The 18,458-nt window shown below is 46.9% G+C and carries 15 protein-coding genes; 5 read left to right on the forward strand and 10 right to left on the reverse strand.

The window, feature by feature from the left end; all coding sequences use genetic code 11:
- Window position 1: 1 nt before the first annotated feature.
- The 4 genes from tal to pgl all read left to right on the forward strand — a co-directional run bounded on the left by tal (window position 2) and on the right by pgl (window position 4,503).
- Window positions 2-1,105 (forward strand): transaldolase, encoded by a 1,104-nt coding sequence (gene tal / locus ACN081_RS07195; RefSeq protein WP_419103479.1) that lies wholly within the window; start codon window positions 2-4, stop codon window positions 1,103-1,105.
- Between the two features lie 116 nt (window positions 1,106-1,221).
- The gene (gene zwf / locus ACN081_RS07200; RefSeq protein WP_419107379.1) at window positions 1,222-2,757 is read left to right on the forward strand and encodes a glucose-6-phosphate dehydrogenase; all 1,536 of its coding nucleotides are present in this window, start codon (window positions 1,222-1,224) and stop codon (window positions 2,755-2,757) included.
- Window positions 2,754-3,737, forward strand: a complete 984-nt coding sequence (locus tag ACN081_RS07205; protein WP_419103481.1) for a glucose-6-phosphate dehydrogenase assembly protein OpcA — start codon at window positions 2,754-2,756, stop codon at window positions 3,735-3,737. The genes zwf and ACN081_RS07205 overlap by 4 nt, the downstream gene beginning before the upstream one ends.
- Window positions 3,730-4,503, forward strand: a complete 774-nt coding sequence (pgl, locus tag ACN081_RS07210) for a 6-phosphogluconolactonase (RefSeq protein WP_419107380.1) — start codon at window positions 3,730-3,732, stop codon at window positions 4,501-4,503. The genes ACN081_RS07205 and pgl overlap by 8 nt, the downstream gene beginning before the upstream one ends.
- A 117-nt stretch (window positions 4,504-4,620) precedes the next feature.
- Here the strand turns inward: pgl and secG are convergent, their stop codons facing one another.
- The 10 genes from secG to uvrA form a co-directional block, all read right to left on the reverse strand.
- Window positions 4,621-4,875 (reverse strand): preprotein translocase subunit SecG, encoded by a 255-nt coding sequence (gene secG / locus ACN081_RS07215; protein ID WP_419101767.1) that lies wholly within the window; start codon window positions 4,873-4,875, stop codon window positions 4,621-4,623.
- A gap of 190 nt (window positions 4,876-5,065) precedes the next feature.
- Window positions 5,066-5,845 carry a triose-phosphate isomerase gene (gene tpiA / locus ACN081_RS07220; protein ID WP_419103483.1) on the reverse strand — a complete coding sequence of 260 codons (780 nt, stop codon included), beginning with the start codon at window positions 5,843-5,845 and terminating at the stop codon, window positions 5,066-5,068.
- 167 nt (window positions 5,846-6,012) lie between these two features.
- Window positions 6,013-7,236 (reverse strand): phosphoglycerate kinase, encoded by a 1,224-nt coding sequence (locus ACN081_RS07225; RefSeq protein ID WP_419107381.1) that lies wholly within the window; start codon window positions 7,234-7,236, stop codon window positions 6,013-6,015.
- 55 nt (window positions 7,237-7,291) lie between these two features.
- Window positions 7,292-8,296 (reverse strand): type I glyceraldehyde-3-phosphate dehydrogenase, encoded by a 1,005-nt coding sequence (gene gap / locus ACN081_RS07230; protein ID WP_419103485.1) that lies wholly within the window; start codon window positions 8,294-8,296, stop codon window positions 7,292-7,294.
- A gap of 381 nt (window positions 8,297-8,677) precedes the next feature.
- On the reverse strand, window positions 8,678-9,646 hold the full coding sequence (gene whiA / locus ACN081_RS07235; protein ID WP_419101771.1) for a DNA-binding protein WhiA: 969 nt from the start codon (window positions 9,644-9,646) through the stop codon (window positions 8,678-8,680).
- A 63-nt stretch (window positions 9,647-9,709) separates the two neighbouring features.
- Window positions 9,710-10,744 (reverse strand): gluconeogenesis factor YvcK family protein, encoded by a 1,035-nt coding sequence (locus ACN081_RS07240; protein ID WP_419103486.1) that lies wholly within the window; start codon window positions 10,742-10,744, stop codon window positions 9,710-9,712.
- A gap of 8 nt (window positions 10,745-10,752) precedes the next feature.
- Window positions 10,753-11,652 (reverse strand): RNase adapter RapZ, encoded by a 900-nt coding sequence (gene rapZ, locus ACN081_RS07245; RefSeq protein ID WP_419101773.1) that lies wholly within the window; start codon window positions 11,650-11,652, stop codon window positions 10,753-10,755.
- A gap of 106 nt (window positions 11,653-11,758) precedes the next feature.
- Window positions 11,759-13,759 carry an excinuclease ABC subunit UvrC gene (uvrC, locus tag ACN081_RS07250; protein ID WP_419107382.1) on the reverse strand — a complete coding sequence of 667 codons (2,001 nt, stop codon included), beginning with the start codon at window positions 13,757-13,759 and terminating at the stop codon, window positions 11,759-11,761.
- Between the two features lie 24 nt (window positions 13,760-13,783).
- Window positions 13,784-14,470 (reverse strand): lysophospholipid acyltransferase family protein, encoded by a 687-nt coding sequence (locus ACN081_RS07255; protein WP_419103488.1) that lies wholly within the window; start codon window positions 14,468-14,470, stop codon window positions 13,784-13,786.
- 169 nt (window positions 14,471-14,639) lie between these two features.
- Window positions 14,640-17,510: an excinuclease ABC subunit UvrA gene (gene uvrA, locus ACN081_RS07260; protein ID WP_419107383.1), complete on the reverse strand. Its 2,871-nt coding sequence runs from the start codon at window positions 17,508-17,510 to the stop codon at window positions 14,640-14,642.
- 227 nt (window positions 17,511-17,737) lie between these two features.
- Here uvrA and ACN081_RS07265 point away from each other — a divergent pair, with 227 nt between their 5' ends.
- Window positions 17,738-18,421, forward strand: a complete 684-nt coding sequence (locus tag ACN081_RS07265) for an MBL fold metallo-hydrolase (RefSeq protein ID WP_419103490.1) — start codon at window positions 17,738-17,740, stop codon at window positions 18,419-18,421.
- Window positions 18,422-18,458 lie beyond the last annotated feature (37 nt).

Consider the following 18,458-nt stretch of genomic DNA (forward strand, 5'->3'; position numbering starts at 1 on the left):
TATGACTACCCCTACTCAAAAACTCACCGATGCTGGTGTATCTATTTGGCTTGACGATCTCTCCCGTGAGCGCATCACCTCTGGGAACCTTGAAGAACTTATCTCTTCTCGCAATGTTGCAGGTGTAACTACCAACCCCACCATCTTCGCTGGCGCACTTTCTCAAGGAGAGTCTTATGCTGAGCAGGTTAAAGAACTTGCAGAAGAAGGCGTAGACGTCGAAGAAGCTGTCTTCACCATTACCACCGACGATGTTCGTGCAGCCTGCGACATTTTTGCTCCTGTCTATGAATCATCTCAAGGACGCGATGGTCGCGTCTCTATTGAGGTAGATCCACGTCTAGCTCGTCAGTCAGCTGAAACTGCAGCTATGGCAAAAGCTCTAGCTTCTCGTGTTGATCGCGAAAACGTGATGATTAAGATTCCAGCTACAGAAGAAGGTCTTGAGCCAATCGCTCAGACTCTAGCTGAGGGCATTTCTGTTAACGTGACGCTTATTTTCTCGTTATCCCGTTATCGCGCAGTAATCAATGCATATATGCTTGGTTTAGAGCAAGCATTAGAAAATGGTAAAGATTTGTCAAAGATTCATTCTGTAGCTTCGTTCTTTATCTCTCGTGTAGATTCTGAGATTGATGCTCGCCTTGAGGCTATCGGCACAGACGAGGCTAAAGCTCTCAAAGGTAAAGCTGGTTTGGCAAACGCTCGTTTGGCCTATCAGGTTTTTGAAGAAGCATTCTCTTCACAGCGTTGGGAACGTCTCGCCGCAGCTGGTGCGAATATTCAGCGTCCGCTATGGGCTTCCACCGGAACTAAAGATCCAGCGCTTCCTGACACCTTGTACGTTACGGGTCTTGTTGCGCCACAATGTGTTAACACCGTTCCTGAGAAAACTCTTGAAGCGACTTATGATCACGGTGTTGTTACGGGAGATACCATTACCTCTACCTACGATGAGTCCGATAAAATCCTTAACGCCATCGAGTCTCTAGGTATTTCGTATCAAGAGGTCGTTACGCTTTTGGAAGACGAAGGACTTAAGAAGTTCGATATTTCGTGGGAAGAGCTTCTCGAAACTATTCGTCAAGCACTAGCTTCAGCATAATCTTCTAGCGTTAGACGTCATCACCCTACTGGCGCGAACTCGCTCTTGGCGGCAGCCTCCCCTACGACGGAGAGGTTGCCGCCAATACACAACAATCTTTCTAAGGAATATGTACTGTGCCTAACGGTCACGAAACTAACCCGTTGAGGGACTCTCGCGATAAAAGACTGAGCCGCGTTGCCGGCCCGAGTTCTCTGGTCTTTTTTGGAGTTACCGGCGATCTTGCTCGTAAAAAGCTACTGCCCGCGGTTTATGACTTAGTCAATCGTGGTTTACTTCCTCCTAATTTTGGTCTTGTCGGTTTTGGACGTCGCGAGTGGTCAGATGATGATTTCCGTCATCAAGTGCGCGAATCAGTCGAAGCACATTCTAGAACTCCTTTTAGGGAGGATGTATGGAACCAGTTCTCTTCTGGTATCCGTTTTGTTCAAGGTGCTTTTGACGATGACAACGCGTTTGAGCAGCTCAAACAGACTCTCGACGAGCTGAAGGAGAGTCGTGGAACTCAAGGGAACCACGCATTCTACCTGTCAATACCTCCTAAAGCTTTTGAGCAGGTCCTTCAGATGCTTGCAAAGCACGGGTTAGCACAGCAACAAGAAGGTTCACGTGAGTGGCGTCGTGTTGTTATTGAGAAGCCTTTTGGGCACGATTTAGAGTCTGCACGAGAGCTTAACTCTATTGTTGAGTCGGTGTTCCCTCAGGATTCGGTATTCCGTATCGACCATTATCTTGGCAAAGAAACAGTACAGAATATCTTGGCAATGCGTTTTGCTAATCAGATGTTTGAGCCACTTTGGAACGCTAACTATATCGACCATGTACAGATTACGATGGCAGAGCCTATCGGTATTGGTTCGCGTGCAGGCTATTATGATGGTGTCGGCGCAGCTCGAGACGTCATCCAAAATCATCTTTTACAGCTATTAGCTTTGACAGCCATGGAAGAGCCCATTAGTTTTAACGCTCATCATCTACGCGCAGAAAAAGAGAAAGTTCTTGATGCGGTGACTCTTCCAGAGAACCTTGCAGAGGCTTTTGCTATTGGGCAATATGCCGGTGGTTATCAAGGTGGAGAAGAAGCAAATGGTTTCTTTGACGAAAAAGATATTCCTGCGGATTCTCGAACAGAAACTTTTGCCGCAATCAAGCTCAATATTAATACTCGACGTTGGGCGGGTGTGCCGTTCTATCTACGGACAGGCAAGCGTCTTGGGCGACGTGTAACGGAGATTGCGTTAATACTTAAAAAGTCGCCTAATCTACTATTTAACAATAGTGACGATGCTGGGCAGAACGCTATCGTGATTCGAGTCCAACCCGATGAAGGTATCACTATTAGGTTCTCTTCTAAAGTTCCTGGAACTCAGATGGAGATTCGAGACGTGAACATGGACTTTGGGTATAGCCATTCTTTCACAGAAGAATCTCCTGAAGCCTATGAGCGTCTTATCCTCGACGTTCTGTTGGGTGAACCGCCTTTGTTCCCCCGCCATGAAGAAGTTGAGCTGTCATGGAAAATTCTTGATCCTTTTGAACAGTATTGGCAAGAACACCAGGTTAAGCCGGAGCCTTATGCTCCCGGTTCTTGGGGGCCTGAATCTGCTCACTTACTATTAGCTCGCGATCATCGTGTTTGGAGACGCCCATGATTTCTCATCTTGAACAGACAGATACCGCTCGTATTGAAAAAGAAATCTCGCGTCTTCGCGAAGAGACTGGTAATACCACATCAGGTCGAGTTCTTACCCTCGTCATTTTGGCTGATCCTGGGCATTCTTCTGCCGCGTTAGAAGCTGCTCAGCGAGCATCTCATGAGCATCCTTGTCGTATCATCATGCATATTAGCGAAGACGCAGATGCTAAGAACCGGTTAGATGCAAAGATTGAGGTTGGTGGAGAAGCTGGAGCTTCTGACCTCATTGTGTTGAGAGGTTGGGGGCAAGCTGCTCACGCAACAGAATCTCTCATCTCGGGGTTGCTCCTACCAGATTCTCCTATTGTTGTGTGGTGGCCACATTCTGTTCCTGATCATCCAGCACGCCATTCTATCGGTCGGATAGCTCAGCGCCGTATCACCGACTCTGCCCGTGAGGCAGATCCAATGATTACGTTGGAAAAACTTTCTGAAAGTTATTCTGCTGGTGATACTGATCTTGCATGGAGCAGACTCACCTTATGGAGAATACAATTAGCAGCTATTCTAGATCAGGTGCCACCTCAAAAGGTTACACGAGTTGTGGTTTATGGTTCTGCTCAATCGCCTTCTGTTGTTTTGCTTGGTGCGTGGCTTGGTCATCGGCTCGATGCACAGGTCAATTTGGCAACTACTAAATTAGAACGTGGCTTGTATCGAGTTGTTTTAGAACGTGAAGACGGTTCGATTGTGATAGATCGTCCTGAAACAAATATTGCTACAGTGTCCTCTCCCGGTACTCCTCATCAGCAGATTGCTCTTCCAGTGCGAACCCTTGCTGAGTGTTTAGCGGAGGAACTTCGACGTCTTGACCCCGATGAAGTCTATGGTGAAGTCTTACAAGAGGCTCTCCACCAAGGTAATATTTTGGTTGAGCTAAGCAGCGATGAAGATAAACCTGAAGGCGTAGAATGGACGGAGCCTTTCGATGCTTAAAAAGCCGGAAATTATTTCTTATACAACGCCAGAAGAACTTGCACAAAATGCGGCTCAGCATTTTTTTGAGGTAATACAAGAGTCTTTACGTGTACGCAACCGTGCTGATGTGTGTCTCACCGGTGGCAGTATGGGCACTAAATTGTTAGAGACTCTCCCCCACTATATTCAGTTTTTAGAGGACTTTTCGTGGGAGAACGTGCATTTTTGGTGGTCTGATGAACGTTTCGTTCCGACGGGGCATGACGACCGTAACGAAAAGCAGGCATATGATGCCTTCTTTTCGCAGGTTTCTGTTCCTTCTGACAATATTCATCGTATGGGTGCTAGTGATGTTTTTGATAGCCCAGAAGAAGCCGCAAAGGCATATGTTCGTGAGTTAGCAGAACATTCCTCAACAGATCAGAAGACTCCTCTTTTTGATGTTCTACTTTTGGGAATGGGTCCAGATGGGCATATTGCTTCGTTGTTCCCTGAGCGGGATGAAGTGTTCGATACCGAGAATATTGCTGTTGCTATCCATCAGTCTCCTAAACCTCCAAGTACTCGAGTTTCGTTAACGCTACCTGTTATTTGTTATGCTCGTCGGATATGGTTCTTGATCTCTGGTGAAGATAAGATTCAGGCGGCTTCTCGACTCGTAGAGACGCGAGATTTACCGTATGAGAAAATTACGGCTCAAATGCTTCGCCAGACACCTGCTCGTGGGGCGAGGGCATTAGAACGAACGACTATTCTCATCACAGATTCTGCTCACCAGAAATAGTGGTACGGTATTGAGAAGATGTCCTATAGAATTTTAAAGAAGTAAAAAAGAGTTGGGGTTCTCACTGCTATTAGTGAGAACCCCAACTTTTTAATGTTGCTATATAAAAACTTTTCTTTAGACCATTGCGCTTTCGAAACGAAGCACCAAACCGTAGCTGACAATAGCAAATACCCAGATGAGGATAACCGTAATGGTTAGTCGCACGAGGTTCTTTGAGGCAGACCCTGATGAGTTTAGGGAGGTAGTCATGCCACCTCCGAACATATCTGAAAGGCCGCCGCCCTTGCTACGGTTCAGGAGCACCAACAAGATTGTTAGTACGCTCGCAATAGCGATAATCACCATCAACGTGATTTTGAGAGTCTCCACGAGAGCCTTTCGTCCGCAATTGTGTATTAAGCCCGATAAGGGCACAAGAAAACTATACGCTAATTTTTGCTCCGATGGCTAATGAGTTCTTCTATATTCTGAACTTCTTCGCCATCTATAGGTACTTAAACTTCTGGTGATATTGATGCTCTGTATATACCACCAGAAGTTTAAGCCCCTTGAGATTATTTTAGCGTGCGTCGAAATGTGCAATCTGAGCGAACTCAGCAGCATCGAGAGAAGCGCCACCAACAAGAACACCGTCAACGTCGTTTTCTGCCAAAATTTCTGGTGCAGAAGTCGCTTTAACAGATCCGCCGTAGAGTACACGAACTTTTTCAGCAACGTCAGCGTTGTAGAGTTTCTCCATTTCAGCTCGGATTGCTGCAGACATCTCTTGTGCGTCAGCAGAAGTTGCTACTTTTCCGGTGCCGATTGCCCATACTGGTTCGTATGCAATCACAAGTGTTTCAGCTTGTTCTGCGGTGAGTCCTTCAATGGAGCCACGAAGCTGTTCCAGAGTAAATTCAACGTGGTTTCCAGCTTCACGAGTTTCTAGCCCTTCACCAACACACAAGACGGGGGTGAGTTCGTGACGGTATGCAGCTTGTACTTTTGCTGCGCAGATAGCATCGCTTTCGGCGTGGATGGTACGACGTTCTGAGTGTCCGACGAGAACATAGCGTGCACCAAGTTTTGAGAGGAATGCTCCGGAGATATCTCCGGTGTATGCGCCAGAGTCTTTATCGGATAGGTCTTGTGCACCGTAGCGTACCTGAAGTTTGTCCCCATCTACGAGGGTCTGCACGGAGCGAATATCGGTAAAGGGTGGGAACACAACAACTTCGGTGTTGTCGTAGTTGAAGTTTGCGTCGTCAAGAGTCCACGCGAGCTTCTGCATCAAAGTCACACCTTGGGTGTGATCCATATTCATTTTCCAGTTACCGGCAATAAAAGGTTTGCGGGTCATATTTGTTGAGTCCTTTTCTCCGCTGATGCGGCGATTTTTATTGTAAGCCTAGATATGTGCACCGAGTTGGTCTACGGTTTTAGAACTTACTTATCTAAGCATATCTAGTAGTGCTGTTATACGACAATGGCGGGTCACCAGAGGTAACCCGCCATGTCTAGATATTTTTAGGCACCTAGTGCGTCTAATCCGGGAAGAGTCTTACCTTCAATGTATTCGAGGGAAGCTCCACCACCGGTGGAAATATGTCCAAACTGTGCATCCTCAAAACCGAGGTTGCGAACAGCTGAAGCTGAGTCGCCGCCACCGATAATAGAGAATGCTTCTGAAGAGACGAGTGCTTGCGCAACGCTCTTGGTTCCTTCAGAGAATGCTGGAATTTCGAAGACACCAACTGGGCCGTTCCAGAACACGGTCTTAGCTGCCTTAATCTTTTCAGCAAAGATTTCGCGTGTTTTAGGACCGATGTCTAGGCCTTCTGCTTCAGCGCCGAGTTTTCCGCCTTCGAGGTCTTCGATGGGGCGAATTTCGGTGTTTGCGTCGTTGGAGAAGTCATCAGACCAGACGATGTCGCTTGCGATAATGATTTCAGTTCCCTTTTCAGGAGCTTCTTTCAAGTATCGCTGAACATTCTCGATTTGGTCTTCTTCAAGAATTGACTTGCCGACTTTGTAGCCTTGTGCAGCTGCGAAAGTGTATCCCATACCGCCACCGATTAGCAGGGTGTCTGCTTTACCGATGAGGTTGTCGATAACTGCAAGTTTATCGGAGACTTTGGAGCCACCCATGACGACAACAAAAGGACGCTCTGGGTTGTTGAGGGTCTTTGCTAGAACATCAACTTCTTTTTTGACGAGGTCGCCAAGGTAGGATGGAAGACGTTTAGCAACGTCGTAGACAGAAGCATGTTTACGGTGTACAGCGCCGAAGGCGTCGTCAACGTATGCTCCGTTTTCACCAGTAAGTGCTACGAGTTCGTCAGCGAAGGCACCGCGTTCTGCGTCGTCTTTAGAGGTTTCACGTGCGTCGTAACGAACGTTCTCTACAACGAGCACTTCACCATCTTTCAGAGCAGCAGCTTTAGCTTGTGCATCTTCACCGACAACGTCAGTTGCAACAACGACGTTGAAGTCTGCTAGTTCTGCAAGGCGTGCGGCTGCTGGCGCGATGGAATATTGTGGATCCACTTTGCCTTTGGGGCGACCGAGGTGAGCGGTAACGATGACGCGTGCGCCAGCGTCTGCTAGTTTTTTCAAAACTGGCAGTGATGCTTTGACACGGCCGTCGTCAGTAACAGTGGTGCCTTTGAGTGGCACGTTCAAGTCTGAGCGAACGAGAACGTGACGGCCCGATACACCTTCAGCGATGAGTTCATCGAGAGCGTGTGCCATGATGTTCTTCTCCAATACAGTTGGTTGAGACAGAGTACCTAAAAGGCAGTCTAGATTAGAGAGCTGCTACGACTTTGTTGGTGAACATTACAAGGCGTGATACGTAACCGTATTCGTTGTCGTACCATGCGAAGACCTTAACCTGGTTGCCAATAACCTTGGTCAAAGGTGCGTCGAATACGGTAGAGATAGGCTCACCTTCGATGTCCTTGGAGACGATGGGGTCTTCATTGTACTTGATGATGCCTGCGAATTCGTTTTCAGCTGCTTCGCGTACTGCTGCGTTAACTTCTTCAACGGTAACTTCTTTAGAAGCTTCGAAGGTCAAGTCAACAACAGAGCCGGTGGGGGTAGGAACGCGAACTGCCAAGCCGTCGAGTTTACCCTTGAGTTCAGGAAGAACAAGTCCAACTGCTGCTGCTGCACCGGTGGAGGTAGGTACCATGTTCAACGCTGCTGCACGTGCACGACGAAGGTCGCGGTGAGGAGCGTCGAGTAGACGCTGGTCAGCGGTGTATGCGTGGATGGTGGTCATCAAGCCGCGTTCGATACCGAACTTGTCGTTAAGAACCTTTGCCATAGGTGCAAGGCAGTTGGTGGTGCAAGATGCGTTAGAGACGATGTGCATGGTCTCAGAGTCGTAATCGCTGTCGTTAACACCCATAACGAAGGTGCCGTCGATGTTCTTACCAGGTGCAGAAAGGATAACCTTCTTTGCGCCAGCTTCGATGTGAGCTTTAGCTTTGGTACCCTCGGTGAAAAGACCGGTGGATTCGAGAACAACGTCTACGCCGAGGTCTGCCCAAGGAAGGTTTGCAGGCTCGCGCTCTGCAAGAATCTTGATTTCTTTGCCGTCAACAACAAGGTTGCCGTCTTTGACCTGAACATCACTTTCGAAGGTGCCCATGATGGAATCGTACTTGAGCAGGTGTGCCAAAGTTTTTGCGTCAGTTAGGTCGTTAACTGCGACAATTTCGAATCCTGCGCCATCTTTTGCTGCTGCGCGGAAGAAGGTACGACCGATGCGGCCAAAGCCGTTAATTGCTACACGTACAGTCACTGGGAATCAAACTCCTCATTATTCAGTGAATTATTAGAGGACGGAAAGCGAAAGTCTCACTTTCTCGACCTTAGAACCTTACCTTGTGTGGTTTAGCCCTAAAGTTCCTTGGGCTTCCGTCCGGTTCTGTTAATATCTTACGACAAAATATGTGAGTTTGGGTGTGTTTCTGTAGTTTTATTTGGTGAATTTTTGGAAAACTCCGTTTTATCCCCAAAACAACTGTTGTTTTTCGTGCTTTTTACAGTTTTTATCCCTCAAAGAGGAATAGCAGCATACACAATACACACATATCCCCACATTGATGCGTGTACCTATCCCACAAAAACAATGGGCCTGAGGCAAAACCTCAGACCCATGAGCCCTGCTTATATCTACAGGCTACAAATCACCATGACCAGCATCCGTACCAGGAATTCCCAACTCAGAAGCACGCTTATCCGCCATAGCTAACAAACGACGAATACGACCAGCGATAGCATCCTTGGTCATAGGAGGATCAGCCAAACGCCCTAACTCATCCAAAGACGCCTGCTTATGAGCAACACGCAACTCCCCCGCATATCGCAAATGCTCCGGAACCCTATCACCAAGAATCTCCAAAGCACGCTCCACACGAGCACCAGCTGCAACAGCAGCCTGAGCAGAACGACGCAAATTAGCATCATCAAAATTAGCCAAACGATTAGCCGTAGCTCGAACTTCTTTACGGGCACGACGTTCACGCCAACTATTCAACGTCTCATTAGCACCCATACGTTCCAACAACATGCCGATAGTCTCACCATCACGCACGACAACACGATCCACGCCACGCACCTCACGTGCCTTAGCAATCACGTCAAGACGCCGAGCAGCACCAACCAAAGCAAGAGCCGCCTCCGGACCGGGACACGTAAACTCTAACGCTGAAGAACGACCAGGCTCCGTCAAAGACCCATGAGCCAAAAACGCACCACGCATCACAGCCTCAGCATCAGCTAACGAACCGTTCACCACGGCAGGAGGCAAACCACGCACAGGACGACCACGACTATCTAAAAGACCAGTCTGACGAGCCAATGCTTCACCGCCACTAGTGACACGAACGATATAACGACCACCTCGTCGTAAACCACCACCAGAGACCGACGTAATCTCAGATTCACGCCCATACATCTCAGCAATGTTATATTGCAAACGCAAAGCAGTAGATTCAAGATCCACCTCAGACTCAATCACAATCTTGCCCGACACCAAATGCAAACCACTGGTAAAACGCAAAATAGTTGAGACCTCAGCCTTACGAACCGAAGACTTCGTCGATTCATAGCGGGCAAGTTCTTCTTTAACCGAAGCCGTTAGTGCCATACGGCAATTCCTCCAAAAACATATAGATGCGATGTCACCTTCATAAACAACAGTGAAATACCGCTACGACAAATAAGTTCTAAACACTTCTTGATAGGCCGCTCCAAGCTTAAGCGGGTCGTGCACGTTTCTTTCCACACTATTACGCACAGATCTCCAAAAAACCTTACCGCCCAACTCAGCTGCAACCTTATTAAGCTCATCAGGTGAGCCCATACCGTCACAATCCGCTATCACCGCGTTAAGCCTAAATTCTGGAACGTATTTACGCAAAATACGAAGATGCTCAGAAGCACTCATTCCCAGAGTTTCCCGATCCTCCAGCTCAAGATTCATCACCACACAAATCTTCGCTTCAGTCTGCAATAATGCATCGCGAATCCCCGGCAATAACAAATGAGGAAGAACCGATGTAAACCAAGAACCAGGACCGAGAATCACCCAGTCAGCTTCAAGAATCGATTGAACAGACTCTTCACAAGCCTCAGCACCTTCAGGAGTGAGCTTCACATTCTCAGCCCGAGCCACCTTAGCAACATTAACCTGACCGACAACATGCTCGACCACTGGCACTCCAGCATCATCATAACGGACGTCATCGCCTTCAATGACCAACGGTTCACAAGACATCGGCAGAACCCGACCACGAGCATTCAGCAAAGCCCCAGCCCAGTCCAAACCAGCGACAGTGTCTTCAAGCAGTTGCCACAAGGTCACAATCAACAGATTGCCTAAAGCATGATCTTCTAAACCACTAGAAGGATTCTGAACCGTCGAATGGAAACGACGCTGCATGACATCACGCCACGTCCGACCCCAATCAGTATCATCACATAAAGCGCTCAACGCCATACGCAAATCTCCTGGAGGTAACACCCCAAAATCTTGACGTAACCGACCAGAAGAACCACCGTCATCAGCAACCGTCACAATAGCCGTCAAATCAGAAGTCACGTGACGCAAAGCAGATAACGAGCCATATAAACCATGCCCGCCACCAAGAGCAGCAACTTTCACCGGACGATGACGACGAGAACGATCTTTAAAAGTTCTCAGATTCTCAGGTAACTTAATAGGAGCGGTAGGTAACTGATACATGCTCACTGTTATTCTCGCCCCATATCTCGATGTTGCAGATTCACATTCACATCAGGCAATTCACGGAGACGACGAGCAATCTCTGTAGAAACAGCAACAGAACGATGCTTACCGCCGGTACAACCAATAGCAATCGTGGCGTAATGCTTACCCTCTTGACGATACCCCTTCAGAACAGGTTTCAGAGTCTTCATATAGTTCTCAAGAAACTCTATCGTTCCAGGGTTCTCCATCACATAGTCACGAACTGGAGCATCCTCACCAGTGTAAGGACGCAATTCCGGAACCCAATGAGGATTCGGAATAAAACGCATATCTGCCATATAGTTCGCATCAGTTGGGGCACCATACTTGAATCCAAAGCTCATAACTGTCAGATTCAAAACACCAGGTTTGCTCGAAGAATACATCGAACGAATCACATGAGCAAGCTCATGCACATTCTTTCCAGAAGTATCAATCACAGAATCAGCGGCTTCTTTCAAAGCCTCAAAAATCTTACGCTCACGAGCAATACCATCAACAACACGCCCTTCACCCTGTAACGGATGAGGACGACGCTGAGACTCATATCGAGCGATAATATCCTCATCTTTAGCGTCAAGGAACAACATCCGGAAGTTCACATTAGACTTACGCAAGGTATCAATAGCACTCGGCAAATCATTAAACAACGCACGTGCCCGCACATCAATACCAATAGCAAGACGCGGCATCGCATCAGGGGCACGCATCACCAAATCAGCTAGAGCCTGCAACATCTGCGGTGGGATATTATCAACAACATACCAACCCTCATCTTCGAGGACATTGGCAGCGGTGCTTCGTCCAGCCCCAGAAATACCCGTTACGACGAGAATCTCAGGACGTTTTTCCCTCACTACTTCGAGGTTATGAGTATCAACCATAGCTTTGTCTCTTTCGTCAGCTCTGAGAACATCTCCAAAACTAAAATATGTATTAGTTTACACCGATGCTACTCCTAGCTACTACCGTACATGATGAAACTAAAACTTAGCTATCTAAAAGTTCTCCCGTAGACATATCAACACCGGCAGTTCCGGCACTAACACTCTGCTGTTCAGCCGCAAAATAATCAACAATTTTTTGAGCCAGAGAAGGCCCCACACCTGGCACCTGTTGAAGCTCTTGCAACGAAGCTTTTTTGACTTCTGCTAAAGACCCAAAATAATCCAATAATGCCTGACGCTTCTTCTCCCCCAGACCATCAATACCTGACAATACAGAAGCAACCATCGCCTTGGCACGGCGAGAACGATGAAAAGTAATCGCAAAACGATGAGCCTCATCACGGATACGCTGAATCAAGAAAAGAGCCTGCGACGAACGAGGCAAAATAATCGGAAACTCATCATCTACAACCCATATTTCTTCTAGTCTTTTAGCAATACCCGCAACATACACACCCTCAATATTCAAATCTGCTAGGGCACGTTCAGCCGCAGCCACCTGAGCGCTCGCACCATCCACTAACAGCAAGTTAGGAGGATACGCAAACTTTGGTGCAGAGCGCTCTATACCCGAGTCAGAGGCAGAAGAAATCTTCGTCCCTTCAGATTTTTCGTGAAGATATCTTTTAAAACGTCGTGTAATGACTTCATACATACTGCCGACATCATCGCCAGCATTCTTTTCAGAAATTGTGAATTTACGGTACTGATTTTTTTGAGGTAGCCCATCTTCAAAAACAACCATTGACCCTACCGCATGCGAACCTTGAATATGAGAAATGTCATAGCATTCGATGCGCAATAAAGGAACGTCTAATTCCAAAGCTTCTTGAAGCTCCACCAAGGACGCTGAACGAGTCGTCAAATCTCCAGCACGACGTAATTTATGAACAGCTAAAGACTGTTGTGCGTTTTCTTCAACGGTCTCTAACAGCTCACGGCGCTCTGCACGCGGAGAGCTCGTAATCCGCACCGACGAACCACGACATTGAGAAAGCCATTGCTCTAAACGGCTCTGATTCTCGGGAAGAACCGGAACAACAATATGAGGAGGAATCTCAAACTCATTTCGTTCTTGGTCATCATGCTCTCCTGATTCCCCCAACACATATTCTCCATAGACTTGCATCAAGAGCTTCTCTATTAAGGCAGCGTCCTCTTCTTCACCAGAGCGTTCAACAATCCACCCGCGCTGAGCACGAATCTTGCCCGCACGAACAAAAAATACTTGAATCGCAATCTCTAACTCATCACCTGCATAAGCAAAAAAATCGGCGTGAGTACTATCAGCAAGAACAACCGTATTCCGTTCAAAAACCTTCTCTAATGCTAGAAGGTCATCACGCAAACCAGCAGCTTTCTCAAAATCTAGTTCAGCGGCAGCCGCCTTCATCTGCTGTTTTAGCTCAGCTATAAACTTCTCAGAACCACCACTCATAAAACGGCATAGCTGCTGCGCTAAATCATAGTGCTCCTCTTCAGAGATACGACCAATGCACGGCGCTGAGCATTTGTTGATATATCCCAGAAGACACGAACGTCCTGTTTTTTGAGCACGACGAAACACCCCAGCAGAACAGGTACGCAATGGAAATACTTTTAGTAGAGTCTCCAAGGTCTCGCGGATAGCCCAAACCTGTGTATACGGACCAAAATATCGGACACCTTTCTTCTTCTCTCCGCGCATAATCTGCACACGAGGGAAAGCATCTTTCATCGTAATCGCAAGATACGGGTATGTTTTATCGTCACGAAAAACGATGTTATATCGTGGCTTATATTCTTTAATCCAGGTGTACTCTAATTGAAGTGAATCAATCTCATTCTTAACAACAGTCCATTCCACCGAAGAAGCAGCATGCACCATCGCATAAGTTTTAGGGCTTAACGCTGAGACCTGCTGAAAATACGAGTTCAGGCGATTGCGAAGGTTTTTAGCCTTTCCAACATAGATTACTCTGCCGTGTTCATCACGAAAACGATAGACCCCCGGCGAGGTAGGTATCTGCCCCGATGCAGGACGATAACTTGCTGGATCTGCCACACGTAACCTCTCTCTACGATAGCCTTAAACTTTTCCTCCATCGCGAGACGCTGAAGGCGAAACGTTATAAACATTTTCTCGAGCTTGTCCCGAAAGCTGAGCAATTTCATCCATGATTTTATCGGTTGTTTCTCGACGCATCTTCCCGCTCATTTTTTCACCAGTGCGAGGAAAATATAACGGTTTTCCCACACGCACAGTAAAACGTCGAGGATAAACCATCATCGAACCCTGTTTCTGAAGGCGATCAGTACCAATTAGACCAATAGGGATAACCGGAGCACCCGTCATATGCGCTAACCATGCCACACCAATTTTTCCACGATATAAACGTCCGTCTAAAGAACGTGTACCTTCCGGATAAATACCAAATACGCGATCTTCTTCTAATACCGCTAAGGCGCGTTCTAAGGCTTTCATTGATTCTGAACGATCAGAACGATTCACCGGAATAATATCAATGACGTCAAACAGCTTCTTCATGATTTTTCCGCGTATCCCTGGAGTGTTAACATATTCTGATTTTGCAAGAAACGCCACTCTTCGAGGCATGAGAGCTGAAATAATCACGGAGTCCAAAAAAGCTAAATGGTTAGAAGCCACGATCACAGGCCCACGCTCAGGAAAATTCTCTAATCCTGTCACCCGTGCGCGAAATACAGTTCTTAAAAGAAAAGTAATGGTCTTTTGAGTGTTCTGATATAGTCGCATCAGCTTCCCTCCACGATGTTTAGAGATTTGTTATCAACATCCCAAGACATCATATTTTCCATAGTCAGTTAGAAGAATCATAGCAACCGTAAGCTCACCTTATGCGCACATAACGTAGCATGACCATCGAAAATCAATCTCAGATATTTTGGCAACACACCCAAGAAGGTCAGTTCAACAATTCTGCCAAGAAAGCGCCGGTATGAGACCCCTCAACCGTACTAATTTTTTCGGGAGTACCTTCTGCAATCACAGTTCCGCCACCGCTACCACCTTCAGGGCCCATATCAATCACCCAGTCAGCAGATTTAATAACGTCAAGATTATGCTCAATAGTAATGACAGAGTTTCCTTTATCAACAAGCCCCTGAAGTACATGTAGTAGCTTTCGGATGTCTTCAAAGTGCAGACCCGTTGTTGGTTCATCAAGAACATAGATAGAACGCCCATTAGAACGTTTCTGCAATTCAGATGCGAGTTTAACACGCTGAGCTTCTCCACCCGATAACGTTGTAGCAGGTTGCCCTAACCGAATATAGCCTAAGCCCACATCAACCAAAGTATTCAGATGGCGGGCAATGGGAGAAAAAGCGGCAAAGAATTCAGCAGCCTCTTCAACCGGCATTTCAAGAACGTCAGCGATACTCTTACCTTTGTACAACACCGCTAAGGTCTCGCGGTTATATCGTTTGCCGTGGCAGGTTTCGCACGGAACATACACATCTGGCAAGAAGTTCATCTCAATTTTAAGAGTTCCATCGCCAGAACAGTCCTCGCATCGTCCACCCTTGACGTTAAACGAAAAACGGCCAGGAAGATAACCACGCATCTTTGCTTCTTGAGTCTCAGCAAAAAGTTTACGAATATGGTCAAAAACTCCAGTATATGTTGCGGGGTTAGAACGAGGTGTACGACCAATGGGAGACTGATCCACGTGAATAATCTTATCGAGATGTTCAGAACCAACAATTTTGGTATGACGTCCAGGCACTTGCTTAGCTCCGTTAAGTTTCTGAGCTAATGCCGTGTAAAGAATGTCATTGACTAAGGTGGATTTACCTGAACCAGAAACACCCGTCACCGCGGTTAAAACACCGAGAGGGAACGAAACATCAATATTTTTGAGGTTGTTTTCGCGTGCTCCGCATACCTTGAGCATACGTTTTTTATCAATGGCACGACGATTCTTGGGAATATCAATGACACGACGCTTTGCCATATAGTCGCCAGTTAGCGATTTTGTATTGTTGAGCAGCTCCTCATAGGTTCCAGAATGAACGACTCGCCCACCATATTCACCAGCACCAGGACCAACATCCACAATCCAGTCCGCTTCTTTCATGGTGTCTTCATCATGTTCTACCACGATGAGAGTGTTTCCCATGTCCCGCAATTTTGTTAACGTCTCAATCAAACGTCGATTATCTCTTTGGTGAAGCCCAATAGAAGGCTCATCTAAAACATAAAGAACACCAACAAGACCAGAGCCTATTTGAGTGGCCAGACGAATACGTTGCGCTTCACCGCCTGAGAGCGTAGATGCAGCACGCCCTAATGTCAGATAGTCTAGTCCCACATCAAGTAAGAACTGCAGACGTGCGTCAATCTCTTTGAGTACGAGGTCGGCGATGTGCGCTTCACGTTCGCTCAAAGAAAGTGAACGCATGAACTCAAGAGCCTCGCGTAGCGGCATCTCCGTAATATCGGCGATGGAAGCTCCGCCTACAGTAACCGCCAGTATCGTGCGGTTGAGACGTGCTCCCCCGCAGGTAGAGCACGCAACGTTACGCATATATTGTTCGTAACGGTCTTTAGACCATTCAGATTCGGTTTCTTCGTGTTTACGTTTAATGTATGCGTAGACGCCTTCAAAACCAGAGGTATAGCGTCGTTCACGTCCAAACCGATTTCGATACGAGACAGTAACCTTATAATCTTTACCTTTTAGAATGCTCTGACGAATCTTTGCGGGAAGTTTATTCCATGCAGTATCAAGGCTAAAGTCAAGTTCCTGTGCAAGGCCTTCTAGCAAACGTATCCAGTATTCGGAGGTTGCTTTACCTTGTGACCACGGAGCAATTGCACCTTCACGAATCGTTGCTTGAGGATTAGGAATAATCAGGTCTTCATCGACTTCGAGAGTAAACCCAATACCGTCACAAGCAGAACACGCACCAAATGGGGAGTTGAAGGAGAACACACGCGGTTCAATTTCTTCCATTTGCACAGGATGATTTTGTGGGCATGCTAAATGTTCGCTAAAACGTCGTGTACGTTTCGGTGAGTTTTCATCTTCATCGACAAAGTCAATGAGTACGTTTCCTTCGCTCAGTTTAAGAGCGGTTTCGATGGAGTCTGTGAGACGTTGTTGGATGCTGTCTTTAATGACGAGACGATCTACGACAACCTCAATAGTGTGTTTATATTGTTTAGCGAGTTTTGGTGGGTCAGAAAGTTGAATGTTTTCTCCGTCGACGCGAGCGCGAGAAAAACCTTGTGCAGAGAGTTCTAGGAAGAGGTCGACGAATTCTCCTTTACGTGCTGAGACGACGGGAGATAACACTTGAAAACGGGTTTTCTCGGGTAGTGCCATGAGCTGGTCAACGATTTGTTGAGGGCTCTGTTGTGAGATTTCTTCTCCACATTCGGGGCAATGCGGGTGTCCGATACGTGCCCAGAGAAGGCGCATATAGTCGTAGATTTCGGTGATAGTTCCGACGGTAGAGCGAGGGTTTTTTGAGGTAGATTTCTGATCGATGGAAACTGCGGGTGAGAGGCCCTCAATAAAATCTACGTCAGGTTTATCTACTTGTCCGAGGAACATTCGTGCATAGGCTGAGAGGGATTCTACGTAGCGGCGTTGCCCTTCAGCGAAGATGGTATCGAACGCTAGTGAAGATTTTCCGGAGCCGGAGAGTCCGGTGAAAACGACCATGGAGTTTCTTGGTATAACGAGGTCTACATTTTTGAGGTTGTTTTCTCGTGCACCTTGAACGTGGATATGTTCTTGGTTTCGTTGATGTGCAGTTGTCTCTGCCATGGTGTTCCTCAGCCTTAAAACTATCTATGTGTTCGAAGATATATTCTAAGTGTTTTCTGGTGCTTTGACTACTCTACGTTGCAAGGGGCGCAAAAGTTTGACGCACATAACTTCACTCATGGGGATTCTTTTTCGTCTAGAATACTGGGTTTTAGGTTGGAGCGGGTAGTGTCTTGGTCTGTCATAGAGCTTCTGGTAGAGCAAGTTTTCCAAGTAGACTACATACCATGACAGATTCTCTCGGTACTCTTCTTTTTTCGACTGATGATATAACGCTTCGTTCATTGTCCGTCTCGCAGATGGAAAATAATGTTTATCTACTCACCAATATTCGCAGTGGTGAGCAGATCATGATTGATGCTGCAGCGGATGCTGAACGTCTATGTTCTTTTGCCCGTGACGTTGCATGCCATGATGTTTTAGATGGTGGCGGTTCGGCAAGGATTACGACTATTTTTACAACCCACGGGCATTGGGATCATATCCGCGCTTTAGAAGCTGTTGCTGAGGCCTCTGGTGCAAGAACGTATGCTGGGGCAGCAGATATTCAGGCTATTGAGTCCCAAGAAAATTATCGGGTACATCACGAGCTTCATGGTCAAGAGCGTTTTGAGTATTCTTCGTATCGTTTAGAAACCATTTCTTTAGTAGGTCATACCCCTGGTTCTATTGCATATGTTCTCACAGCTGAGGGTCTTCCGACAGTTATTTTCTCTGGCGATTCTCTCTTCCCTGGTGGAGTCGGTAAAACAGATTCTCCAGAAGATTTTTGTTCTCTCTTTCATGATGTCACCACAAAATTATTTGATGTTTTTTCGGATGACACGGTGGTTCTTCCAGGTCATGGGAAGGGCACGACGTTAGGTCAGGAGCGTCCGTCTCTAGAGCAGTGGAAAGAGCGCGGCTGGTAGTCAAACACACTATGTTGTACATATAGCTGGTGGTGGA

It is taken from the genome of Rothia sp. P13129, from assembly GCF_048512865.1.
Classification (GTDB): domain Bacteria; phylum Actinomycetota; class Actinomycetes; order Actinomycetales; family Micrococcaceae; genus Rothia.